Annotated in this window: 22 protein-coding genes and 1 tRNA gene; 11 read left to right on the top strand and 12 right to left on the bottom strand. The window is 35.5% G+C overall.

The features are described 5' to 3' along the window. A partial coding sequence (locus IHO40_RS01835) for a hypothetical protein (RefSeq protein ID WP_225536486.1) occupies nucleotides 1-266 on the top strand: 266 nt, incomplete at its 5' end. A 321-nt stretch (nucleotides 267-587) separates the two neighbouring features. On the opposite strand, the gene IHO40_RS01830 is transcribed toward IHO40_RS01835, so the two are convergent. The 4 genes from IHO40_RS01830 to IHO40_RS01815 form a co-directional block, all read right to left on the bottom strand. After that, nucleotides 588-1163 carry a hypothetical protein gene (locus tag IHO40_RS01830; RefSeq protein WP_225536485.1) on the bottom strand — a complete coding sequence of 192 codons (576 nt, stop codon included), beginning with the start codon at nucleotides 1161-1163 and terminating at the stop codon, nucleotides 588-590. Nucleotides 1164-1181: 18 nt separating this feature from the next. Continuing rightward, nucleotides 1182-1256: transfer RNA gene (locus IHO40_RS01825), tRNA-Gln, on the bottom strand. Then, a complete protein-coding gene (gene cutA / locus IHO40_RS01820; RefSeq protein WP_225536484.1) occupies nucleotides 1247-1582 on the bottom strand; it encodes a divalent-cation tolerance protein CutA in 336 nt (111 codons plus the stop codon). Before cutA ends, IHO40_RS01825 begins: the two co-directional genes overlap by 10 nt. 116 nt (nucleotides 1583-1698) lie before the next feature. Next, nucleotides 1699-2841: an actin-bundling T4SS effector WalE1 family protein gene (locus IHO40_RS01815; protein WP_458695344.1), complete on the bottom strand. Its 1143-nt coding sequence runs from the start codon at nucleotides 2839-2841 to the stop codon at nucleotides 1699-1701. Between the two features lie 439 nt (nucleotides 2842-3280). Between IHO40_RS01815 and hflK the strand changes: the two genes are divergently transcribed. The 3 genes from hflK to IHO40_RS01800 are packed head-to-tail and all read left to right on the top strand — an operon-like array spanning nucleotide 3281 to nucleotide 6684. Beyond that, on the top strand, nucleotides 3281-4315 hold the full coding sequence (gene hflK, locus IHO40_RS01810; RefSeq protein WP_225536482.1) for an FtsH protease activity modulator HflK: 1035 nt from the start codon (nucleotides 3281-3283) through the stop codon (nucleotides 4313-4315). A 2-nt stretch (nucleotides 4316-4317) separates the two neighbouring features. After that, nucleotides 4318-5190: a protease modulator HflC gene (hflC, locus tag IHO40_RS01805; RefSeq protein WP_225536481.1), complete on the top strand. Its 873-nt coding sequence runs from the start codon at nucleotides 4318-4320 to the stop codon at nucleotides 5188-5190. 3 nt (nucleotides 5191-5193) lie between these two features. Beyond that, nucleotides 5194-6684, top strand: a complete 1491-nt coding sequence (locus tag IHO40_RS01800) for a DegQ family serine endoprotease (protein WP_225536480.1) — start codon at nucleotides 5194-5196, stop codon at nucleotides 6682-6684. Nucleotides 6685-7345: 661 nt separating this feature from the next. On the opposite strand, the gene IHO40_RS01795 is transcribed toward IHO40_RS01800, so the two are convergent. The 3 genes from IHO40_RS01795 to hslV all read right to left on the bottom strand — a co-directional run bounded on the left by IHO40_RS01795 (nucleotide 7346) and on the right by hslV (nucleotide 9644). Continuing rightward, nucleotides 7346-7534, bottom strand: a complete 189-nt coding sequence (locus IHO40_RS01795) for a hypothetical protein (protein ID WP_225536479.1) — start codon at nucleotides 7532-7534, stop codon at nucleotides 7346-7348. Between the two features lie 63 nt (nucleotides 7535-7597). Next, on the bottom strand, nucleotides 7598-9088 hold the full coding sequence (hslU, locus tag IHO40_RS01790; protein WP_225536478.1) for an ATP-dependent protease ATPase subunit HslU: 1491 nt from the start codon (nucleotides 9086-9088) through the stop codon (nucleotides 7598-7600). 1 nt (nucleotide 9089) lies between these two features. Then, nucleotides 9090-9644, bottom strand: coding sequence for an ATP-dependent protease subunit HslV (gene hslV, locus IHO40_RS01785; protein WP_225536477.1), 555 nt, complete (start codon nucleotides 9642-9644; stop codon nucleotides 9090-9092). 114 nt (nucleotides 9645-9758) lie between these two features. On the opposite strand from hslV, the gene gshA reads away from it, so the two are divergent. Further along, nucleotides 9759-10919, top strand: coding sequence for a glutamate--cysteine ligase (gene gshA / locus IHO40_RS01780; RefSeq protein ID WP_225536476.1), 1161 nt, complete (start codon nucleotides 9759-9761; stop codon nucleotides 10917-10919). Nucleotides 10920-11290: 371 nt separating this feature from the next. Here gshA and IHO40_RS01775 read toward each other — a convergent pair whose 3' ends face one another. From IHO40_RS01775 to IHO40_RS01760, 4 genes are all read right to left on the bottom strand, one after another. After that, nucleotides 11291-12199 (bottom strand): hypothetical protein, encoded by a 909-nt coding sequence (locus tag IHO40_RS01775; protein WP_225536475.1) that lies wholly within the window; start codon nucleotides 12197-12199, stop codon nucleotides 11291-11293. A gap of 78 nt (nucleotides 12200-12277) precedes the next feature. Beyond that, nucleotides 12278-13300 (bottom strand): ferrochelatase, encoded by a 1023-nt coding sequence (gene hemH / locus IHO40_RS01770; RefSeq protein ID WP_225536474.1) that lies wholly within the window; start codon nucleotides 13298-13300, stop codon nucleotides 12278-12280. 198 nt (nucleotides 13301-13498) lie between these two features. Next, entirely contained in the window at nucleotides 13499-13741 is a 243-nt protein-coding gene (locus tag IHO40_RS01765) for a hypothetical protein (protein ID WP_225536473.1), read from the bottom strand. Continuing rightward, on the bottom strand, nucleotides 13742-14509 hold the full coding sequence (locus IHO40_RS01760; RefSeq protein ID WP_225536472.1) for a hypothetical protein: 768 nt from the start codon (nucleotides 14507-14509) through the stop codon (nucleotides 13742-13744). It abuts the gene before it with no gap. A 115-nt stretch (nucleotides 14510-14624) separates the two neighbouring features. Between IHO40_RS01760 and ndk the strand changes: the two genes are divergently transcribed. After that, nucleotides 14625-15050 (top strand): nucleoside-diphosphate kinase, encoded by a 426-nt coding sequence (gene ndk, locus IHO40_RS01755; RefSeq protein WP_225536471.1) that lies wholly within the window; start codon nucleotides 14625-14627, stop codon nucleotides 15048-15050. On the opposite strand, the gene IHO40_RS01750 is transcribed toward ndk, so the two are convergent. Then, complete coding sequence (locus IHO40_RS01750; RefSeq protein ID WP_225536470.1) at nucleotides 15047-15973, bottom strand: zinc ABC transporter substrate-binding protein; 927 nt, start codon at nucleotides 15971-15973, stop codon at nucleotides 15047-15049. The two genes, ndk and IHO40_RS01750, sit on opposite strands and share 4 nt — an antisense overlap. Between IHO40_RS01750 and IHO40_RS01745 the strand changes: the two genes are divergently transcribed. The 5 genes from IHO40_RS01745 (at nucleotide 15965) to uvrB (ending at nucleotide 22597) form a co-directional block, all read left to right on the top strand. Next, nucleotides 15965-16705, top strand: coding sequence for a metal ABC transporter ATP-binding protein (locus IHO40_RS01745; protein WP_225536469.1), 741 nt, complete (start codon nucleotides 15965-15967; stop codon nucleotides 16703-16705). The two genes, IHO40_RS01750 and IHO40_RS01745, sit on opposite strands and share 9 nt — an antisense overlap. Then, nucleotides 16702-18132, top strand: a complete 1431-nt coding sequence (gene ubiB / locus IHO40_RS01740) for a 2-polyprenylphenol 6-hydroxylase (protein WP_225536468.1) — start codon at nucleotides 16702-16704, stop codon at nucleotides 18130-18132. The genes IHO40_RS01745 and ubiB overlap by 4 nt, the downstream gene beginning before the upstream one ends. A 239-nt stretch (nucleotides 18133-18371) precedes the next feature. Next, complete coding sequence (locus tag IHO40_RS01735; RefSeq protein WP_225536467.1) at nucleotides 18372-19601, top strand: cytochrome b; 1230 nt, start codon at nucleotides 18372-18374, stop codon at nucleotides 19599-19601. Between the two features lie 233 nt (nucleotides 19602-19834). Then, the gene (locus IHO40_RS01730; RefSeq protein ID WP_225536487.1) at nucleotides 19835-20566 is read left to right on the top strand and encodes a cytochrome c1; all 732 of its coding nucleotides are present in this window, start codon (nucleotides 19835-19837) and stop codon (nucleotides 20564-20566) included. Nucleotides 20567-20644: 78 nt separating this feature from the next. Continuing rightward, nucleotides 20645-22597 carry an excinuclease ABC subunit UvrB gene (gene uvrB / locus IHO40_RS01725; protein WP_225536466.1) on the top strand — a complete coding sequence of 651 codons (1953 nt, stop codon included), beginning with the start codon at nucleotides 20645-20647 and terminating at the stop codon, nucleotides 22595-22597. Nucleotides 22598-22807 lie beyond the last annotated feature (210 nt).

Raw genomic sequence — 22807 nt, 5'->3', positions numbered from 1 at the left:
TCAACTGCTGGAATGACGAAAAAAGTCACTTAGATGACAGGAAAAGGAGGTATTGCGACGACATCTTCTTTGTCATCCCAGTAGCTGACACTAGCTTTTTTCATCTAGATTCCAGCGTCACGCACTGGGATGACAAAAAAGGCTACTTGGATGACATCATAGAAGTACAGGGTATTGGAATGACGAAAGAGGGTGGCGCCTATTTCAGTAGACAACGTTCGCACAAAATTTCAACCCCCTACTTCAAGTCCAAATTTTTAACCTAAATTAAGGATGTACATCATGTCAAACAACTTCAATTTCAAAGAATTTTTTCACCACTACGAAGCAGATAGTATGCTAGATGACATACAATGGTGTCATATACTGTGGAAATCAGTAATAGGGCAGGCAGTATTTAATGCAATAAGCAACTGTAAAAAAACACAAAGCTTGGTAGAAAAACAGAAAGCAATTTCCTGGTTATCAGATTTTAGTCAAGATTTTGTGTGCACATGTATAATGGCTAATTATAACCCGGGTATATGTAAAAAACAAAATACAGCCAATTCTAAAAAGCCATACTAAAAAAACTAGATAAAGCTTTTTTAGTGAGACTTGCTTCTCTCACCGAAAAAGATATCATTTAGTCTTTTATCTATGGTTTCCTCTATATCCTTGACTAACAGCTGCCTTATCACAGCTACTTTTCGCCTTTCTTGAGCATGGCGCTCATCATTGTAACCATAATGATTGCTACTGCTGTAGCTATTTTTGCTGCTATAGTTATAACCACTACCATTTGCTTTACTGCTCCTTTTGCCTTTGATCATGAACCTGAGTATCTGTGTTATCCTTTCCTTTAAAAAAGATTTCCAGCCAGCACTAAGAAGTAATCTATAGAGAAAATGCGGAGCAAGAAACGCTACCAATATCCTAAAATAAACTCCATAATTGAGGTCATCTTTGTTATCGTAATACCACTTGCAACATTCAAACAAATGGTTAAATGCATTTTTAAAAGAGCCAAATTCTACAGCATACCAAAAGCCATTGCTGAGAAACATGAACGTAACGCTGGATGCATAAAGATATATTATAATAAGGAATAGCTTGACAACTATGTCCTTTAAGTTGCCCAGTATATAACTTAATAACCTTAATCCATAGAAAAGTGACATCATTCCACATCCTCTTCAACATGGCTGGGGTGGAAGGATTCGAACCTTCGCATGGCGGTATCAAAAACCGCTGCCTTACCGCTTGGCTACACCCCAATACTGCTTACATCAATAACATTATTAATCCAATTAGTAAAAGACTTATTTGTCTTTTCTATAGGTATTATTACAACAGCAGGTTGATCATAAGAATGCATTGCTTCGATTTTTTCTATAACTTTATCAGCCTGATCGTTTCTGCTTTTCATAATTGCTACTATTTCACAGCTACTATTAATTTTACCTTCCCATAAATAAAGAGAATTCACCTCGGGAAATATGTTTACGCATGCAATTGATTTCTCGTTTAACAATTCTTCAGAAACAGTTTTAGCCTCCTTGAAACTTGCAAAAGTTGTATAAATCAAAACCAAACCACTCATTAGAATCTACATAAACGCATTGTTACTATACTTTACTTAGATTTATTCATCAAGAGAAAATAGAAAGGACGTTACTCAATGAGTAACGTCCTTGTGAGGAGTGGTAGTTTTGTTTACTATACACTTTTCACCAGCGTAGATTGTGGGTCAACTACACTCATTTGTGTAGAAGGTTGTTCCGATTTGTATGGAGAATCCGTTTTTCTCAATTTTGCTTGAGGATTACCGCCTTCGACATCTTTCATAGAAAGACTTAGTTTTTCTGGTATAAGAGGAGCAGGTAAACTGCTACTATCAATACTGCCAAAGGGATTCAAGTTAACGGAAGGACTTTTTGTTGGGGTAGAAGAACCAGAAGAATTAAGTGAATCTCTTCCACTATCATGACTCTCTAAAGAGTTCAGAAAAGGACTTCCAGGCACCTTTGGTGAAACAACCTTCTCAAGCACATCAGTACTGTTAGTTACATGACTTGACAGGTTGTCAGACTGTTTAGGACTTTTTCTTCTCAGTGAAGAGAATAATGAAAATTTACTAGCTTTTCTTTCTTCTTTATCTTTTGCATTGTTACGCTTCACAGATTGATCAAATTTGTATTCTCTAATAACCCTCTTAATTTCATCATTATGCTCAGAGAAAATGTTAATAATAAATTGAAACTCTTTTGCATCAAGAGTGCTCTTTGTAAGTATTTTTTTCAACTCCCTTTGTTCTTCATCTGCAAGCTTTTCTACCTTTACAGCAGTACCACTTTCTTTAACAATCTCAGTTAGCATGTTAACCACCCTTTTCATCCCTTTTTGTTCAAGTAATTTTTGTACAAATTCAGATTCCATTGGGTGTTCACCACTATGAGCAAATTCTTTTAAGGAACCACCAAAACGATCTGCTGCATTTTTAGCACCTCTCTTCAGTGAATCTAATGAATGTTCATAATCATCTTTAATTTTGCTTCCAACACACTTCGCCCCTTCCCATGTCTTCTCTGCTGACCATCTAAGCCCTTTGAATGCGTATTCAACTGCTTTCACAGCAAGAAATAGAGTAAGAGCAACTGCTGCACCTGCTGCAGCAACTGGTAAAGCAACCGTCACAACTGGAAGCAATGTACCAAATATCATGCCTACTGCAGTTACCGCAACCATTTGTTCTTTTGCAGACCAGTTAGAGAAATTCTTTATATCTTTCAGTTTATCCTGCAAAGTTTCCATAAAAGTGGAACTTTGTCTAAGATTTAAATCTGTTTCGTGATTTGACATTTTAAACCCCACTATTAATTAAATATATTTATATTGTACATCCCCAATTCTTAAATTAGTGTTAACTTAACTGCTAATGTTCATTTACCTTTGAATGATTTTGCTTGATGCTGGTATAACAAGGATGAAGAGACTGAGGAAGGTGCTGGAACTGTAGGAGGTATAGAAAAAGATTGTTTTTTTTACTGACTGCTGTAATTTTAGCGATTCTATTGTTAAAAAGATTATAGTGGTTCTCACGAAGGCATAGTTCACCTCAAAACGACAACAAGGAATTCAAAAGAAGACTAGAAAATTCCATAGAGTCAACTATATTACATAGAGAAAAGGAAGTGTATGATCATGTCCTCCAATCTGATAATTAATTCGTAAATAAAATAGTCTTGCATTTTCCTACTAAAGAAGTAACATTAGCGTATTAGTTATAGAATTAATTACTATGTTTGATGAGAATAATCCTTGGAATCTTGGAAAGAAACCAGTAAGGAATAAAACTCCTAATAATGAAGATGTTTTAAGTAAAATTATATCCGAAATAAAGTACTTTTTTAATGTCCTAACAAGAAACAGCGGCAAAAAACCTTATTTAATTATTTTTGTTATTTTGTTCTTCTATGCTTGTACTGGCTTCTATATTGTCCATCCAAGTGAGGAAGGAATAGAACTTACTTTTGGCAAATATTCTAACACAGAAACACCTGGCTTACGCTATCACTTTCCTTACCCTATTGGCAAGGTCTTTAAAGTGAATGTCAAGGAAGTAAATCGTGAAGAAATTGGGGTAAGCAGTTCCTATGGGCGAGACATAGACCGCGGTGAAGGTGTAATGCTCACTGGAGATGAGAACATAGTTAACGTTAACTTTGAGGTCCAGTGGCGCGTCAGAGATGCTAAGGATTACTTGTTCAAAGTTCGGGATTACACACCTGGTTTTAGTGTTAAAAATGCTGCAGAGAGTGCTATGAGAGAGATAATAGGTAAAAATACGATCTCTTTTGCACTTGGTCAAGGCAGACAAGAAATCCCTACAGATACTAGAACTTTACTGCAACAGATCCTTGATGGATACCAAATGGGCATAGAAATTTTATCTGTCCAGATGAAAAAAATTGACCCACCAGAAAAAGTAATTAGCTCATTTAGAGATGTGCAAAGTGCTCGTGCAGATAAAGAGCGTACTATAAACGAAGCTTATGCTTACAGTAATGATATTATACCTCGAGCAAAAGGTGAAGCAATAAAAATAAAACTAGATGCAGAAGCATATGAGAGCGAAATAATAAATGAAGCAAAAGGTAATGCAAATCGCTTTTTGTCCCTTTATGAAGAATATAAGCAAAATCCTTCTCTTGTCAAAAACCGTATTTATCTCGAAACTATGGAAAATATTTTCAGTAAAGTAGATAAATTTGTTGTAACTGACGATCTGAAAAGTATGTTTTTTTATTCACCTCTTACAAATTTGGGAAAATAGTTATGCATAGTAACATTAAAATTGCTTTTATTTCTGTATTCGCCATTCTGTTGATCGCTTTACCCAATTCAATGTTTGTGGTGCAAGAAACGAAGCAAGCAATAGTTATACAATTGGGTAAAGTGGTAAGAGATATTAAGGAAAGTGGTTTATATTTTAAGCTACCATTTATAAATAACGTAGAATTTCTTGATAAGAGAGTTTTAGATTTAAGCCCTGATAAAACTCCAAGAGAAGTAATAACTGCGGACCAAAAACGCATCATAGTAGACGCCTACGCAAAATACAAAATAGTGGATCCTATCACTTTTTACCAAGCTGTGAGAAGCGAATCAGGATTAGTCAGAAGACTATATCCAATCATAGAAGCTCACATAAGGGAAAACATAGTAAAATTTTCATTAATTAGTTTGTTAAATGAAAAGAGATCAGAAGTTATGCAATTAATCCAGCGCGGAGTTTATTCAGAAGCTAGAAAATTTGGTATAGAAATAATAGATGTAAGAATTAAGAGAGCAGACTTACCAGAAGAAAATAGTTCTGCAATATTCCTTCGTATGCAAACTGAAAGAGCAAAAGAAGCAAAAGAAATCAGAGCAGAAGGTGAGCAAGCTGGGCAGGAAGTTAAATCAAAAGCTGATAAACAAAAAAGAGAAATTATTGCTAGTGCAATAAAAGAAGCCCACGAAATAAGGGGTCGTGGTTATGCTGAAGCAACCAGAATTTATAATGAGGCGTTTAAGGTTGATGAAGAGTTTTTTAATTTTTACCGCTCTATGAGTGCTTACAGTAAATCATTCGCTGGAAATAACACTAAATTTATACTTTCGCCAAATAATAATTTCTTAGATATTTTGAACAAGGGATGGAAATAGTTTATGAGAAGTAAGGTTTTATCTATATTTACATGTTTTTTGATTTCGTTCTCCTCGTACGCTAACATGTTTGACTGGGGTGCAAAAAAGACTCCAGATACTAACACTTCTGTATGCAACTGTAATCAAGGATTCGCTGATCTGGTAGAAGAGCTTATTCCCGCAGTTGTAAATATCTCAAGCGAACAAATTATTAAACAAGAAAGTAACAATCGAACTAGACTCCCTTTTATATTAAGAAATAATTTTTTTGATGATTTCAGAGAGTTTTTCGAGCATTTTGATCAATTTTTTATGGATAGGGGTCCAAGTATCAATAGAGAGGTAGTGCTGCTTGGGTCTGGATTTATTATAGACAAAAGTGGAACTATCGTAACCAATTATCACGTTATTAAAAACGCCCAAGATATCACAGTTACTATGAACGATAATACTTATTTCAAAGCAGAAGTTTTAGGCTATGACACAAAAACTGATCTTGCTGTACTTCAGATCAAAGCTGACAAAGACCTTTCTTTTGTAGCATTTGGTGACTCTGATAAAGCAAGGGTTGGTGATACGGTCATGGCAATAGGTAATCCATTTGGGTTGGGTGGCTCTGTAAGCACAGGAATTATATCTGCAAGATCCAGAGACATCAGTATTGGTACCATGAATGAATTTATTCAAACTGACGCTGCAATCAATAAAGGCAACTCTGGGGGACCACTATTTGATTTAAATGGAAAAGTTATAGGTATTAACACTGCTATCTATTCCCCATCTGAGTCTGGCGGTAACGTAGGTATAGGCTTTGCTATACCGTCTAATCTAGCTGTATCAATCATTGACACGCTCAAAAGCGGCAAGAAGATAAAGCACGGTTGGCTTGGCGTGCAAGTTCAGCCTATAACAAGAGAATTTGCAGAGTCTTTGGGTTTAAAAGATACAAAAGGTGTATTAGTTGCAGACATAGTAAAGAACAGTCCAGCAGAGAAAGGTGGTATTAAAGTAGGTGATATACTACTAGAATTTGATGGCAAAAAAATTGAGAGAATGACACAACTATCTCAAATGATTTCAAGAACTGAACCTGAGAAAAAAGTGCAAATTAAGTTACTGAGAAGTGGCAAAGAAGTTAACGTTAAGATCGTTATCGGAGAATCTACAAGTGACAGCCAAGTTAATAACCAAGGAGAAAACGAATCAACATCTGATTATATAACCGGGTTAACCGTTTCAAATCTACCACAAGAGTCAAAAGAGAGCAACAAAAATGGTGCGCCCACAAAAGGTGTAATAGTTACCAACATAAACGTTAACAAGAATGTTACGTTGCGTGGTATCAAAAAAGGAGACATTATTATGCAGGTAAATGGAACTTATATAGAAAATGTTGAAGGTTTCCAAAATCAAATAAATTTAGCAAAAGAGAAGGATAAAGAAAAAGCAATAATGTTGCTTATTTATCGAAACGGAAATCAGCTTTTTACTTCAATAAAGCTGAAAAAGTAATTCTATAAATCATTTCCAAATTCACAAAATAGCAACATTATAAGTTTGCCGCTGTAATACTTTAGCCTAAGTTAAAACCGACCTACTACATGAAAAACCAGCCTACCGTTATTCCAGCTACACAGCTGGAATCTCATTTCACTTTATGATCCAAGTAGCCCCATTTCTTGTCATCCAAGTAGCTGATACTGGGATCCATTATGCTGCTTTATTAATAAATATTTAAGAAATTTACCAAATGAGAAAAAAAGGCAAAAGAAACCCTGTTAGCTAGTTATTCACTATCTATCTTTTAAATTGGCATTTTTTTATTGTCTTAAACGCTTGAACAAGCGCATTTTAGCTTATACTAGGTAGAAACCTTGAAAGTTTTATAAAGGCGAGGTGCACATAGTGCAAAAAATTCAATGACAGCACGCCAAGTACATTGAGTTTTTTTGTTGTTTAATCTGTACGGACTGAAGATAAACAATAGCTTCAATACTATGAATAAGGATGACGGAAAAGGTTGTCAAGCGATTTTTTTGTTTCTATAGGACGACGCTGTAACTTTTTTCCACTCTCGTCTGTCCGCTTTCTGTGTAGTGGAATTGGTATTAGGTACGCAAGAAGCCCAATGTAGCTTCTTCCACTCTTGGCTTACTAAGCTCATTTTGTTGTTCTAGCTCTTTATAGAATCAACAAGACTTAATTCCTCACCACCAAGTTTGACTTTAACATCTGTGCTTTTCTCTAAATCCTCATGATTTTGTTTACTTCCTACTATTCTAATATAGCAATTACTATCAGAGCTTAGTGCAACGCTACATTCTTTATCATTCAGTGTGCCTTGAGCGTTTTGTGCTAACATATTCCTTGTTCTATTGACGTATTCATATTACAATCATATAAAAAAAGTGTCAATACGCTTTATTTAAAGTATAAACTTAGATAAATCCAGTTGTTTCGAAATTGATTCAAGTTTATCTTTTACATACTTGCCATCTACAACAAATTTTTCACCACTCTTCTCAGTAGCAATAAAACTTATTTCATCTAAAAGTTTCTCCATAATAGTATGGAGCCTTCTTGCACCTATATTTTCCACTTGCCTATTAACTGTAAACGCTATTTCAGCTATAGTTTCGATGCCATCAATGGTGAACTCAAGCATTACATTTTCTGTTTTCATTAAAGCTATATACTGCTTCAACAAACTAGACTCAGGTTCCTTCAATATTCTTATTAAATCCTCTTGAGTAAGTGCCTTAAGCTCTACTCTGATAGGTAACCTACCCTGCAATTCTGGCAAAAGGTCAGACGGTTTAGATAAATGAAAGGCACCAGATGCAATAAATAATATATGGTCTGTCTTCACGTGGCCATACTTAGTTGAAACAGTTGTTCCTTCAAGTAACGGTAATAAATCACGTTGTACTCCTTCTCTATTTACTTCACCTTTTACTTCTGTACGTGCTGCAATTTTATCTATTTCATCCAAAAATACTATGCCTTCATTGCTAACAAGATCAATCGCTTCTTTGATTATCTTATCTTCATCCATTAACTTCTCACTTTCTTCGTTAATCAATATTTCTCGAGCTTCTTTTACCTTAACTGTAATGGTTTTTGTTTTTTGGCCCCCATTAAACATCTTGCCTACTAATTCTGTGACGTTCACCACGCCAACTTGCCCACCTGGCATGCCTGGTATATCAAAAGCTGGTAGTATACTCTTACTTTCTCTGACATTAATGGAAACTTCCCCATCTTCAAATTCTTTATTCCTCAATTTTTCTCTGAAAACTCTTTTACTCTCTTCGGTTGCATCTTCACCGACCATAGAATTGATTATTATCCTCTCAGCTAAATTCAAAGCTTTTTTAGCTAGAGCTTTGCGAGCTTTCTCTTTAACTAAAACTATTGCTGCATCAACTAAATCACGTATTATCGAGTCGACATCACGTCCGACATATCCTATTTCGGTAAATTTCGTTGCTTCAACTTTTATGAATGGTGCACCCGCAAGCTTTGCTAAGCGACGAGCTATTTCTGTTTTCCCAATCCCTGTATGGCCAATCATCAGTATATTTTTAGGTATGATTTCATCACGTAAAGGAAGAGGAACTTTATTGCGACGCCAACGATTCCTGAGTGCAATAGCAACAGCACGCTTTGCATCATTCTGTCCAATTATGAACCTATCCAACTCCTTAACTATCTTTTGTGGCGGCAGATCGTCCAATAAGACTTGTGTACTGCTATTAACTTGAGCGTTGTTGTTATTTAAATCACAACCATTTTTAGCGTCTTCATAGAGGTCATTTCTCTTATTGTAGGTATCATTACCATAAAACTGCCCTTCTGAAAACCTCACGGGCTGATTGGAGAAATTAGTGCATAAAATTTTTTGTTCAGAAGACATACTATCCCTCTATCTTTTCAATAACTACATTATGATTTGTATAAACACATATATCAGCTGCTATTCTCATAGCTCTTTTCGCAATCTCCTCTATTGATATTCCTTTTACATCAATTAAAGCTCTTGCTGCGGATAGAGCAAAATTTCCCCCAGAACCAATAGCTGCTATCCCATCTTCAGGTTCAAGAACATCACCTGTTCCTGTAATCACTAATGAAATAGATTTATCTGCAACAATCATCATAGCTTCCAATTTTCTTAAGTATTTATCCATTCTCCAATCTTTTGCAAGCTCAACGCATGCCCTCATTAATTGTCCTGGATGCCTATCAAGTTTAGATTCCAGTCTTTCAAAAAGAGTAAATGCATCAGCTGTTGCCCCTGCAAAACCGGCAATTGCAGAATCACCAGAAAGGCGTCTGACTTTTTTTGCTCCGGATTTTATAACAGTGTGGCCCAGTGAAATCTGCCCATCGCCTATTACTACTACACTTTTGTCTCTTCTAATTGACAGTATGGTAGTTCCGTATATTTTACTGCTGTCATGTTGAATCATTTTCTGTCACTTCAAATGGTAATCTCATTATACTTTAATCTCCAATCAAATTTGCCAAATATGTTTAATTATAGCTTATAATATAATACCTTCCTTATAACATTAAAAGCGCAGATGCAAAATATAATTCATCCAAAATTAAAAAAAAGTTTAAATAGTTGGTTTGAGAAGAAGTTTAATGGCCTCACATTGCCGTTTTATAGTTCCATAGACCTCAGAAACTCCGGTTACAAAATTGCCCCTATAGACGCTAATTTGTTTCCTGCAGGGTTCAATAACCTAAGTGAGGTATCAAAAGCAACAGCGGTAGAACTAATGAAGAGCTATTTTAAAGAAAAACAACATAAAAAAATTCTCATAATACCAGAGAACTACACGCGAAATAAAATGTATATAGAAAACGTATTTGCCATAGAAAAAATACTACAACTCGCAGGTTTCGAAATTAGAATTGGCCTCTTTCAAAACGAAACATATAATTTAATAGAACCATATGAAGCTGTTATAAAAGAAAACTCTCTCCTGAAGACAACCTCAGGATTTGTGCCTGATGTTGTTGTGCTAAACCGGGATATGACAAGTCACGTTCCAGACACGCTAGAAAATTTAAAACAAGAGATAGTGCCAAGTCCATTATATGGTTGGCACAGCAGGCAGAAATTTCAATATTTTGAAATCTATCAAAAACTAGCGTCTGAACTTTGTAACGAACTTCAAATAGACCCGTGGCTTATTTCTGCACCTACAGAAAGTTGTAGTAGTGTCAATTTCAACGACGATTCATCGCTGGAAACGGTGGCAGCTAAAGTTGATCAAGTGCTGTCCTTAGTGCAAAAAAAATATGAAGAATATAAAATAAAAACTCAACCTTATGTTTTCATCAAGGCAAGCAATGGAACATACGGAATGGGCATTATAACAGCAACAAGTGGAAAGGAAATATTAAGCCTCAATAAAAAAAAGCGCAATAAAATGAAAAGGATAAAAGAAGGAATAGAAGTGAGTAGCGTTATTATACAAGAGGGTGTACCAACCATTGATGTTTTTGAACATAGTCCTGCAGAACCGCTGATATATTATATAGGAAATATGCCAACGTGCTATTTGTACCGGTGCAACAGCAGAAAAGATATATATTCTAGCTTAAATTCCATTGACTGTAAATTCCATGATGTCATCCAGATTGTGGAAAATAAAACTCTATCGCTTTGGAATACGGTTAGTAAATTAGCGGTGCTAGCATTGGCAGTAGAAATGAGGTCTTTTCATATCTAATTTCTTACCTATAAGCGTAGCCATTGGCTACGCTTCTTGCATAACAAACTAGCCTGTGGCATGTCATAAACGAAAAATTTGCTTGACACCTTTGCCGTTACCCTTATCATAGTATTAAAGCTATTATTTAGTTTCCCAATCTATGTAGGTTAAAATGACAAGAAAATTTGTATTTGGCATACCATGTGCACTACACATCTTTTTAAAACTTCGGGAGTTTCCCCATACAAGCTAAAACGCGCTTATAAGTTTTTCTCGGGGTTTTATTGTCTTTATTTCTCTCTCTGGTAAATTTCTTAAATATCATAACTTAGACTAGTTGTATTTAAAAGCAGCTAAGTTGCTGCGTTTAAGACATAAAAACGCCAATACTAAGAATAAATACTGACCATGGTTCCTTTTGCCTTTTTTTCCACTTGGTTTAAATTATGCAAAAAGTCTCCATTATCACCATGCTGAGCATGATTAGTACTATTAAGTTCAGTAGAAGGGTCATCATTGATAAGTTGATCAAGCAGTTTGTCAAACTGGACTACTAGGAATACTGCACTATATATTATACCGACTATTACACTTAAATTAAAATTATAGATTACACCATTACCTAAGTTTATCGGTGTGGTTGCAATTTCTATCCTTCTTAATACGAAATTTAACAAACCTAATGACGAAGTCATTGTGCTGATGATAAGGATCTTCCTGCGTTTAGCAAGCTCAGCTTTACATTTTTTTAATTCATCAATTTCCTTTTTATCCTGGTATTTTCCACATGCATCTTGATATTCTTTATGTGCCTTTTGATATTTTTCGCATGTATAATAATAGTTTACGGGTTCTGAAATGAATAGGAATAGGATTGTTGACGTTAAGTGAACACAACTTATTACGTCTGCATTTCTAGTCAAGAGATGGATAACTTTCAATATCATTAGCGCTTCTATAGTGCTGCTTGCAAGACTAGCTGATTTGCCCACAATTTTTGCTAATTCTTTTTTACCCTTAGGGTCTCTGTAATCCTTGACTAGGTCATATAAAGTAAATGCAGAATAGGCTATATATAGAATAGACGTTGGAAATTTTGCCCACCGAGCGACATTCCGTATGAGAAAAATACTGGATCTATTACTATCAATAAACTCACAGCAAAATTGTAGTGAAATCTTGCACAGTAGCATTACTAAACCTGTTCCAACATAGATTCCCTTCCTGATCTCATGATTGTAAGCATCACGTACCTTTTGCGCAAACGTGTTTTGTTTCTTTTTTAGTTTATTTGACATAAATACTTAATAAGATAATAATTTTTTTATTATTTTATCATATTGAATTCCAAAGGAAAAGTATTATAAGTCAGGATTTTAAAGATGATTTATGCACAAATTTACCAAGCATTTTATAAACAAGAAATCAGTACCGAGAGTTGGTATGCGAAAGTAATATCCATCCTTGATCATTGCTTTACATTCTATATCAAGTTCAACAAGCGTTTCTGAATGTTCAGAAACAAAAGATATAGGTGATAAAACCACAGGTACACCATCAGCTTTTGCACGCAACAGCTCACTTTCGGTGCTTGGCTCTAGCCATTTTACGGGGCCTATTTTACTCTGATAACATATTGACCAATCAAGATCTTTGATATTTAATTTTCTCACTATTAATTTTACTGTTTCCTCTACCTGTAAGGCATAAGGATCACCTTTTTTAATAACACTAAGGGGCAAGCTATGGGCTGAAAATAGGACTCTTGGGTTACCAATCCTGCTGGCTAATTTGTAGTACTTGACTATCGAGTGAGCATGAGCTTCAATAAAGTCTTGGTTATTATGATAATGGCAAATTATTCTCGTATTGCATTCTAGGCCATATTTTTTAGCACTCTTTTGCCAGTTTTCGATAGACGATAAAGTTGTAGCAGTCGAATATTGAGGATATAGCGGCAGCAGAATTACTTCGTCAGGATCAAACTGCTTCACACTTTTAACAACTTCACCAGCAAATGGATGCCAATAGCGCATGCAGATGAACACTTTGGCCAGCTTTAGTGTTATTCCAGCGCGTGAAGCTGGAGTCCAGTTTTTTTTTCTAGATCCCAGTTCCACGCTACTTAGATGACAAAGTACAGATCTATTAAGCTCTTGCTCAAGCGCTTCAGCTTGCATTTTTGTATTCTCTAAAATTGGCGATTTGCCTCCAATTTGCTCATATATTTTTCGTGCAGTATTTTCTCGTTTCGCGGATATAAACTTTGCTAAAAGAAATCGAAAAGGGTTTGGTAGATTTATTATTCTTTTGTCGTAAAAGAGATTAAATAAAAAAGGGCGGACCGCATTTTGTGAATCAGGTCCGCCAAGGTTAAGTAAGATGACTGCCTTTTTCATTTGATCTTTTGCAAATAAACTATAAGATTACTTTCACCGTCATTCCAGCGCGTACAACATCGTGATTTGAGCACCGAGATGGTGTCATCCAAGTAGCCTGGAACTGGGATCCAGGATTTTACTAAGTTGGTAAGTATAAAAGCATTGTGTGAAAACAATGTACTCGATGAAATTGTGTGAAAGTGCTGGCCAAGCATTTTAGTGTACGAACATTGCAATTTGCAAATAATTTGAGTAGTAGGTGGTGTCATTCCAGCGCGTGACACTGTAACCTAGCTTTTTAGCAACTTTACCAAAAATGTTGCATAGTGTACAATCAATTCCATTGAATCCCAGTGTCAAGCACTGGAATGACACCCTTGTGTTTAAGGTAAAAATGGCTAACAAACTGCTCCTGCGTTCGTACCGCTGTGTGTCAAGTGCCGGGATAACAAAATACATTTAGGCTCCGCAACAAGTTGCTCTAGAAACATCTATATACTCAGCTACAGGTTTATCAAACACAGATATAGGCACTAAATTCCTCACACTAGCATACAATAGGTGGCCAGATCTCTGCAGGTTACTCTTGGTAGGTACAAAGCTTCTATCAAAGATCAAATCAGAGCAAAAACTTGGCACTGCTTTAAGAAGTTCAATAGCAGTTAAAGATAGCATTATACAACTTTGCAGAACCTTTAGAGGGAAAACTAAAAACACAACGAGAAAGGAGGTGTTACCTGTCCCACCTACTTGGTTAGGCGAATTATACTCAATATGTTGCCTGCTTTTATCAAAGATAGGAAATTTTATAGTATCTTTCTTAAATTCCACGTCTATTGTTTCTCTACTGTAGTCAGTAGTTTTTGCCATTAACTTCTCACGCAGATTAAAAGTCCTAACAACGAAACATGTGGCAATCATTAAGACAGCACAAACAAGTGCACATTGTAGAAGGCTTAACTCGCCTACCATATCTGGTAATGCAAAGCAAGCAAGTAGCGGTATAGCGATCATTTCACCAAACGGAATAATATTCCTTTTCATTGCAAAGACAGCGCCCTCCTTCAATTTTGTATTACGATGTGCATTACATTCTAAATAACTCAAGAAAGCTAAACTGAAAGTTAAAAACCCTTTTGTACCACAAAAAATTGATAACTTTAAATTATTAACGAATGTTTTAACAGCAGACTCAGTTTTTGTTTTATTATAACAACATCCACCCATGCAATACCTACTTGATAGTTTATTCTTAAACTATAAACAAAAAATCACTTTGATGAAATAAAAATTCATTATAGAATAAATCTATAAATATACGATCTTAACATAAGAAAATAATATGGCAATTGAGAAAACACTTTCGATATTAAAACCTGACGCAGTAAGTAATAATATTACGGGCAATATAAATTCCTACATCGAAAAATCCGGACTAAGAATTATAGCGCAAAAAATGATGTTACTGACAAGAAGACAGGCAGAACTGTTTTATGAAATCCATAAAAATAGGCCTTTTTTTGAGGAATTAGTAGAATTTATGACCTTTGGTCCTATAATAGTTCAAGTTTTATTCGGTGAAAATGCAGTAAGCAAATACAGACAAATTATGGGAGCTACAGATCCAAAACAGGCAAATAAGGGTACAATCAGGGGTGATTTTGCTGATGACATTAGTAAAAATAGGGTTCATGGCTCAGATAGCTTGGAAAATGCTCGTAGGGAAATAACTTTCTTTTTTGCTGAATGCGATTTAGTACAGCTTTAGATTGACTGAAATAAATACGCAATTCTATAATCTTTACTGAGGGGTTGTTGTCCAATAAAACAAGATTTGAAATTTTGTGTGATGTCGTTAATTATAGCAAGATATGCATCTTTTCCAGGTTCTATATCTGACCCAATAGGATCAAGAATTACCATTTTTGCGTCATCAGAGAGAGCTTTAGGTTTTATGCTATCTTCTTGTGAAGAGGAAAATATACATTTAATGTTTTCTTCCTTCATCATCTTTCTTAGTTTCATCAAACTCCTCATACCTATGTAAGCATCCTCTTCTATAGAAAGAATGGCACTTGGGTGATTTAAGCCAAAATATTTTTCAAAATATTGATAGGCATCGTGGGTGACTATGTATTTTTTATTTTTGAAGTCATTTAATTCTCTCGTAATTTTTTCTGTTTCTCGGTCTATCTCCTTTATAGCTTTCATTGCGTTTTGGCTATACTTATAGGAATTTTCTTTATCTATGCGAGACAGCGTTGTACTTATAGAAAGTATCATGTTTTTTGCATTTTCAGGACTAAGCCAAATGTGTAGGTCTTTTTCGTCTTGAATATGAATGATATGTCTAGAGAATGAATGTGGTCGAGCAGGAAGTAGATTAACTGCCTTTGATAACTGCACAAGTTTTTTATTGTTTCTAGCGAAGGTTTTAACAAATGTTTCTAGATTATCATCAATGTAAAATATGACGTCGCTTGATTCCAAATTACTTGCATCAGATGGCTTTAATGCATGATCATGCGTAGATGTAGCAAGCAAGTGTGGCTTTGAAATTCTATCTGTAACAGAGGCTACAAGAGAATGTACAGGCTTTATTGTAGCTACGATTTTTAAATTGGATGAAAAGGCAGTACTGTGATATAGTGTAAACAAAAGTGATAGAAAAGAAGCCAGCAAATGTCTCATAAAAACGTTGAGAAAAATTTAAATTTTTTCAAAAAGTTAAACAATGTCAATAGCAGTGTCCTAAAGATAGAAAACCTTACTCTTGCATATGATAATAAGAAGGTTCTCGATGGTATTAATATATCAATAGAGAGGGGAAATGTAGTTACTATACTTGGTCCAAATGGTGGAGGTAAAACCTCTTTGGTAAAGGCAGTTGCTGGTATAAATAAGAACTGTACTGGTAGTGTCATGTTTGCTGACGATATAAAAATCAGTTATATGCCACAAAATTTTAGCATCAGTAATTTGATGCCGATAACAGTTGAATATTTCCTTTTAAACAGCTTCTCAACAAAATTGAAGAAAGATCAATCAATTATTACGGAAGCGATAGAATTGGTTGGTATTAGCAACATTTTGAAGAGTCAAGTGTTAGAGATTTCTGCAGGACAAACACAATTGTTGCTGCTTGCACGCTGTTTAATTGCAGAGCCTGACTTAATTATTCTCGATGAGCCAGTTAGTGCAATGGACGTTAGCTCACGGGCTAAGTTTTACGATATTATAGGCAAGATAGCAAAAAAACGACTGGTTTCGATTCTTATGACATCTCATGATTTAAGCTCCATAGTACCATGTTCAGATTATATAATTTGTATAAACAATACTATCTATTGCCAAGGTAAGCCTGGTGAAATTACGAAGAATAAAACTCTGAGCAAAATATTTAACAGTTACGCAGCGAAATGATTCAAAATATTCTGCGCCTTTTTTACATAACCGCAGTGCTGACTCGTTACAACATATTACCTCGCTTGCTTGCTCCTTCAAGAGGGTCAATAAACAAGATACAAGGCTATAAACTAAAGTGTGCCCTTGAAAAATTAGGTCCAGTGTTTATTAAATTTGGACAATCCATTTCATCACGTACTGATATTTTAAATGAGGATATAACAAATAACTTATTGTTAATATGTGATAGGCTGTCATCTTTTTCACACAAGATAGCAGTTAAAACTATAGAAAGCGAATTTAATTGTAAGTTAAGCGACATTTTTTCAAGCTTTTCTGAAGAGCCAATTGCAGCAGCGTCAATCTCTCAGGTTCATAAGGCAGTTACTACAGAAGGCAAAGAAGTTGCTGTGAAGATTTTAAGGCCAAATATTGAGAAAGCATTTTCAAGGGATATAAAAACGCTTTTTTGGCTTGCAGAGGTTACAGAAAGATTTAGCAAGCAATCAAAGAGGCTAAAACCGATCGAGTTAGTTAAAACTTTTACTGAAATTTGTCGATTAGAACTAGACCTACGTTTTGAGGCTGCTCATTCTTCAGAGCTAAAGGAAAACACGAAAAACGACAGAGGTTTTTATGTACCTGGAGTGGATTGGAGAAGGACTTCAAAAAAAGTTTTAACGCTGGAATGGATAGAAGCAACACCAATATACGAGGTTGAGAAACTAAATAATCATAAGCAAATAGCTGTAAATCTTATAGAATCGTTCTGCAATCAAGTATACAGAGACTGTTTCTTTCATGCAGATATGCACCCTGGAAATCTCATGGTCGATAGTAACAACAATATTGTCGCCCTCGATTGTGGAATCATGGGCCGAATAGACCGCGAAACGTGCTATTATGTGATAGAGATACTGAAAGGTTTCTTAAATCGGAACTATGATCACGTTGCAAAGGTACATTTTAGAGCTGGCTATGTCTCACCACATTACAAAAATTTCGTTACAGCGTGTAGAGCAATAGGTGAACCTATTATAGGGCAGCCTATACAGAAAATTTCTTTTGCTAGTTTACTTGCTCAATTGCTCAAAATAACTGGTGATTTTGACATGAAAGTTCAAACACAATTGTTATTGTTGCAGAAAACTATGATTTTACTAGAGGGAACATGTAGAAAAATCTACCCAGAGATCAATATGTGGAAAATAGTTGAAGCATGGACAGAGAATCAACATAAAAATAAAACAGGTTATAAGGAAAGAGTAAAAAGTTCTTATCCCGTAAAGACAATTCAGGAAGTATTTAGCCTTGTAGAGAAATTGAACCTAATAGCTGATCAAAAACTAGAGAATATCCAGGTTAAGATTAGATCAAATCAAAAGACTTATTCTTTACTGTGGTTTATAATCATAGCGCTAATCATTAAACTTTTAACTTTCTAATAAGTATTGCTTTTTAAGTCGCTATGGTTAAAATAAATAAAGTTTACCTCGGTCCCGCTATCTGCTAGTGGGATCTATGAAGTAAGGTTGCACTAGCTGTATAGTTAGGATAACACCGAGAAGTGCGTTGTTGCTAAACAATTGTGCGAGAGATCTGATATCTGAGTTTAAAGTTTTTATTGTCTATAGAGGATAAGCTGCTACAATAAAAAAATTAAAGATAGAGAAAACTTCAAGTTATGCAAGATGATACTAAAAAGAAAACGATAATAGAAGAAAAAGGCATATTGGGTTGGATAGAATATAGATTACCTATACTTTCTTTTCTCAGGCATATTGTTTCTTACCAAGTGCCAAAAAACCTAAATTATGCTTGGAACTTTGGCTCTTTGGCTGGTATAGCGCTAATTTTACAAATAATAACGGGCATCTTTCTTGCTATGCATTACACTCCGCATGTTCAACATGCGTTTAATAGCGTAGAACGTATAATGCGTGACGTTAACTATGGATGGCTGATACGTTACACTCATGCTATCGGAGCATCGCTCTTCTTTATGGTGGTTTATATTCATATAATGCGTGGGTTGTATTATGGATCTTATAAAAGGCCACGAGAGTTGGTATGGTTCATTGGCATATTTATATTCTTTGCAATGATGGCAACAGCTTTTATGGGATATGTTCTCCCTTGGGGGCAAATGAGCTTTTGGGGTGCAACAGTTATAACTAATTTATTTTCAGCTATACCCTTAATTGGTGATAAAATAGTTGTATGGTTATGGGGAGGTTTCTCTGTTGATAATTCAACACTCAATCGTTTTTTTGCTCTGCATTACCTTCTGCCTTTCGTCATTGTCACTTTAGCTATGCTGCATGTTATTGCTCTACATAGATTTGGCTCTGGTAACCCAAGTGGGGCAGAAGTAAAATCAGATAACGATACCATTCCACTCTACCCTTATTATATAGTGAAGGACTGTATAACTTTTAGTCTGTTTTTTATAGTTCTGTTTGCGTTTGTTTTCTATGCTCCCAATTATCTAGGACAACCTGATAATTATATAGAAGCTGACTCTATGGTAACTCCAGTACATATAGTACCGGAATGGTATTTTTTGCCTTTTTATGCAATGCTGCGTTCAATTCCAAATAAGCTTATTGGTGTGCTTACCATGTTTGGGTCTATTTTAGTGTGGTTTTTATTACCCTGGCTCGATAAATCAAAAGTTAAAAGTGGCGCTTATCGTCCGTTATTTAAGAAATTTTTCTGGGCCTTTGTAGTAAATTTTGCATTTCTCACTTGGCTTGGTGAACAGAAAGTAAAAGAACCCTACATTACCCTAAGTATGCTTTCCACTCTTTATTATTTCACATACTTTATAATAATTTTACCACTGCTCAGTAAGTACGAGAAACCGGGGAAACCACCAAAAACCATAAGTGATTCTGTACCGGAGATGAAGTAATGCTAGGTAAAAATAGATCTACTATAAAACATCCCATCATCCTAAAATATCCTTTTGCTACCCTAAAACACTTTTTTGTCATTCCAGAACACCCTTTTATCATCCCAGTGTTAAACACTGGGATCCAGAAAAAAAACAAATGGATTTCAGCATCATGTGCCAGAGTAACATCAGGCTATTTTTTGCTAAAACAATGGCTAGTGAAGGGACTGAACGTATTTTCAATTTTTTGTATGTTATTCCTATCTGGTCCTATATCTGCAGAAGAATTCACACCATCACCAAATAAAAAAATGGACTGGAGTTTTGATGGAATTACCGGGTCTTTTGATAGGAAGTCAATTCAGCGTGGCTATAAAGTATACAAAGAAGTTTGTGCTTCCTGCCATTCAATGAATAGAATAGCATTTCGTAATTTGCAAGGTATCGGTTTTTCTGAAAAGGACGTAAAACAGATTGCAGCCTCTTATAAAGTTAAAGATGGTCCAAACGATTTAGGCGAAATGTTCGATAGACCGGGAATACCTTCGGATTATTTTATCGCACCTTTTGATTCGAAGGAAGCAGCTGCAGCAAGTAATAGCGGTGCAGTTCCACCGGACTTGTCATTAATTATTAAAGCTAGGCATGATGGTGCAAATTATGTCTATTCACTGCTGACAGGTTATCAAAACGGGGAGCATGATGAAAATGATTTATATTTTAATCCGTATTTTTCAACAGGTAAGTTAGCTATGGCACCACCACTTTCCGAAGGAATGGTGGAGTATGACGGTACAAGGCAGGCTACAGTTGAAAACATGGCATATGATGTGGTAAATTTTTTACAATGGGCAGCAGAGCCAGAACTAGAGAACCGGCACAAACTTGGATTTAAAGTGGTGGCATATTTTGTAATCTTGACAGTGTTTTTTGTATTAACTAACAATAAAATTTGGAGCAAGCTCTATAAAAAGAAAAGATAAAGTTTTTTTATTGACACTCACTCTCACACCTTATTTATACTAACAAGTATATTAACAGCATATGAAAATATAAGAGCTATGGAATTTCAAATCGTTACGCATTTTAAACCAGCTGGAGACCAGCCACAAGCAATCGATAGCTTAGTTGCAGGGCTAAACAGCAACAAAAAAGATCAGGTTTTGCTTGGAGTCACTGGCTCTGGAAAAACTTTTACTATGGCAAACATTATCGCAAGAACAAACAGGCCTGCATTAATTATGGCGCACAACAAAACTCTAGCAGCACAGCTTTATGAGGAAATGAGAGGATTTTTTCCCCACAATGCTGTTGGATACTTCATTTCTTATTATGATTATTATCAGCCTGAGGCTTATTCGCCACAAACTGATACTTATATTGAAAAGGACTCTGTAATTAACGAAAGAATTGACATGCTGCGTTACTTTGCTGTTTGTTCTCTCTTGGAGCGCAGAGATACAATTGTAGTTGCCAGTGTTTCTTGTATATATGGTCTTGGTTCGCCTGAGAGCTATCTCAATATGACCTTGACTTTAAGTACTGGAGATAAAATTCGTGTTAATGATTTCCTGAATAATCTAGCCAATCTTCAATACAAGCGCTCTGATGTCAGATTTGAGAGAGGATATTTTAGAGTACGTGGCGATATTATCGACATATTTCCTGCTTACTATGAAAACAAAGCTTGGCGTTTATCGCTGCTTGGCAATGAAATAGAAGAAATTTCTGAGATTGATGTTATGACCGGCAATGTTATTGAATGCATAAATAAGATCACCATTTTTCCAAATAGCTATCACATTACCTCACGTGAGACTCTATTGCAGGCGGTTCAACTGATCAAAAAAGAGCTGCATGAACGCTTGGATTATTACTATTCACAGAATAAAATTGTTGAAGCAAAACGCCTTGAGCAGCGCACCAACTTTGATATCGAAATGATACTAGCAACAGGAACGTGTAAAGGTATTGAAAATTATTCACGTTATCTCTACGGCATGGAAGCTGGAGATGTACCACCTACTTTGTTTGAGTATTTACCCAAAGATGTAATTTTATTTGTCGATGAGAGTCATGTCACCGTTCCTCAGATTGGTGCGATGTATAGTGGTAATGAGGCTCGTAAAGAAAAATTGGTGGATCACGGATTTAGGCTCCCTTCTGCTTTTGATAATCGCCCATTAAAATTTGAAGAGTGGGAAACAATGCGGCCGCAAACCATTTTCATTTCCGCTACTCCCGGAAAATATGAGTTGGCAAAAACCAATAATGTATTCATAGAGCAAGTTATTCGGCCAACAGGGCTTACAGATCCAATCTGCATTATAAAGCCAACAGAGACTCAAGTTGATGATGTGATTCACGAAGCGCAAATGACTATAAAGAAAGGGTTTTGTGTTCTTATTATAACATTGACAAAAAAAATGTCTGAAAAGCTAGCTGAACACATGAGTGAGCTAAATATGAAGGTAAGTTACCTGCATTCAGATATTAGTGCGCTGGATAGGATTGACATTATATGCAAACTAAGATCGAAAGAAATCGACGTTCTAGTTGGTGTTAACTTACTACGGGAAGGCCTTGATATTCCAGAATGTGGGTTGGTTGCAATTTTGGATGCTGATAAGGAAGGATTTTTGCGATCAGAAACTGCACTTATTCAAACGATAGGTCGTGCTGCACGCAATGCCGAAGGTAGGGTAGTTTTATATGCAGATAAGATGACTGGTTCTTTAGATCGTGCGTTGAAAGAAACAGAAAGAAGAAGAAAGAAACAACAAGAATACAATACACTGCATAATATTACACCAAAAACTATAATAAAGGCTATATCAAATACTCTACAAGACAAAGTAGTAGCTGAAGAAAATATCAATATTAGTAATATTGACTTAAAGAATTTAAAGAAGCAGATGTTAAAACATGCTGAAAATCTAGAGTTTGAAGATGCAGCAAAAATAAGAAATATTCTCAGAAGATTTGAAGATAGACTCCCTGCAAACCAAAACTAAGCGGAAAAGAAGCAATTTACTAGTTACGTCATGATGCCTTAGGTCTCACATGGATTTTACTTGCAACTAACCTTTAGTTATAAACATTAAAAAATTTACTAAGTAGAAAAAAGGCAAAAAAACCCTAGTCGGTATTTATTTTCAGTATTGACATCTTTTAGCCTTCCCATAATAGTCCAAGAGAGGTAAGATAAGGACTTATAGTAGTGA

The organism is Wolbachia endosymbiont of Mansonella ozzardi (genome assembly GCF_020278625.1).
In the GTDB taxonomy this organism is placed as follows: domain Bacteria; phylum Pseudomonadota; class Alphaproteobacteria; order Rickettsiales; family Anaplasmataceae; genus Wolbachia.
The sequence above is the reverse complement of the archived record's forward strand: the minus strand, read 5'-3'. Positions and strand labels throughout refer to the sequence as shown.

Excerpts from the sequence above, each read along its gene's own strand:
- cutA (WP_225536484.1), bottom strand. The coding sequence starts at position 1,582 with ATGAGTGGTTTGGTTTTGATTTATACAACTTTTGCAAGTTTCAAGGAG.
- IHO40_RS01830 (WP_225536485.1), bottom strand. The coding sequence starts at position 1,163 with ATGATGTCACTTTTCTATGGATTAAGGTTATTAAGTTATATACTGGGC.
- ubiB (WP_225536468.1), top strand. The coding sequence starts at position 16,702 with ATGATTCAAAATATTCTGCGCCTTTTTTACATAACCGCAGTGCTGACT.
- hflC (WP_225536481.1), top strand. The coding sequence starts at position 4,318 with ATGCATAGTAACATTAAAATTGCTTTTATTTCTGTATTCGCCATTCTG.
- IHO40_RS01760 (WP_225536472.1), bottom strand. The coding sequence starts at position 14,509 with ATGGGTGGATGTTGTTATAATAAAACAAAAACTGAGTCTGCTGTTAAA.
- uvrB (WP_225536466.1), top strand. The coding sequence starts at position 20,645 with ATGGAATTTCAAATCGTTACGCATTTTAAACCAGCTGGAGACCAGCCA.
- hslV (WP_225536477.1), bottom strand. The coding sequence starts at position 9,644 with ATGATTCAACATGACAGCAGTAAAATATACGGAACTACCATACTGTCA.
- IHO40_RS01775 (WP_225536475.1), bottom strand. The coding sequence starts at position 12,199 with ATGTCAAATAAACTAAAAAAGAAACAAAACACGTTTGCGCAAAAGGTA.
- IHO40_RS01800 (WP_225536480.1), top strand. The coding sequence starts at position 5,194 with ATGAGAAGTAAGGTTTTATCTATATTTACATGTTTTTTGATTTCGTTC.
- ndk (WP_225536471.1), top strand. The coding sequence starts at position 14,625 with ATGGCAATTGAGAAAACACTTTCGATATTAAAACCTGACGCAGTAAGT.
- IHO40_RS01745 (WP_225536469.1), top strand. The coding sequence starts at position 15,965 with ATGTCTCATAAAAACGTTGAGAAAAATTTAAATTTTTTCAAAAAGTTA.
- IHO40_RS01765 (WP_225536473.1), bottom strand. The coding sequence starts at position 13,741 with ATGTATTTTGTTATCCCGGCACTTGACACACAGCGGTACGAACGCAGG.
- IHO40_RS01750 (WP_225536470.1), bottom strand. The coding sequence starts at position 15,973 with ATGAGACATTTGCTGGCTTCTTTTCTATCACTTTTGTTTACACTATAT.
- hslU (WP_225536478.1), bottom strand. The coding sequence starts at position 9,088 with ATGTCTTCTGAACAAAAAATTTTATGCACTAATTTCTCCAATCAGCCC.
- hflK (WP_225536482.1), top strand. The coding sequence starts at position 3,281 with ATGTTTGATGAGAATAATCCTTGGAATCTTGGAAAGAAACCAGTAAGG.
- IHO40_RS01795 (WP_225536479.1), bottom strand. The coding sequence starts at position 7,534 with ATGTTAGCACAAAACGCTCAAGGCACACTGAATGATAAAGAATGTAGC.
- IHO40_RS01815 (WP_458695344.1), bottom strand. The coding sequence starts at position 2,841 with ATGTCAAATCACGAAACAGATTTAAATCTTAGACAAAGTTCCACTTTT.
- gshA (WP_225536476.1), top strand. The coding sequence starts at position 9,759 with ATGCAAAATATAATTCATCCAAAATTAAAAAAAAGTTTAAATAGTTGG.
- IHO40_RS01735 (WP_225536467.1), top strand. The coding sequence starts at position 18,372 with ATGCAAGATGATACTAAAAAGAAAACGATAATAGAAGAAAAAGGCATA.
- IHO40_RS01730 (WP_225536487.1), top strand. The coding sequence starts at position 19,835 with ATGTTATTCCTATCTGGTCCTATATCTGCAGAAGAATTCACACCATCA.
- hemH (WP_225536474.1), bottom strand. The coding sequence starts at position 13,300 with ATGAAAAAGGCAGTCATCTTACTTAACCTTGGCGGACCTGATTCACAA.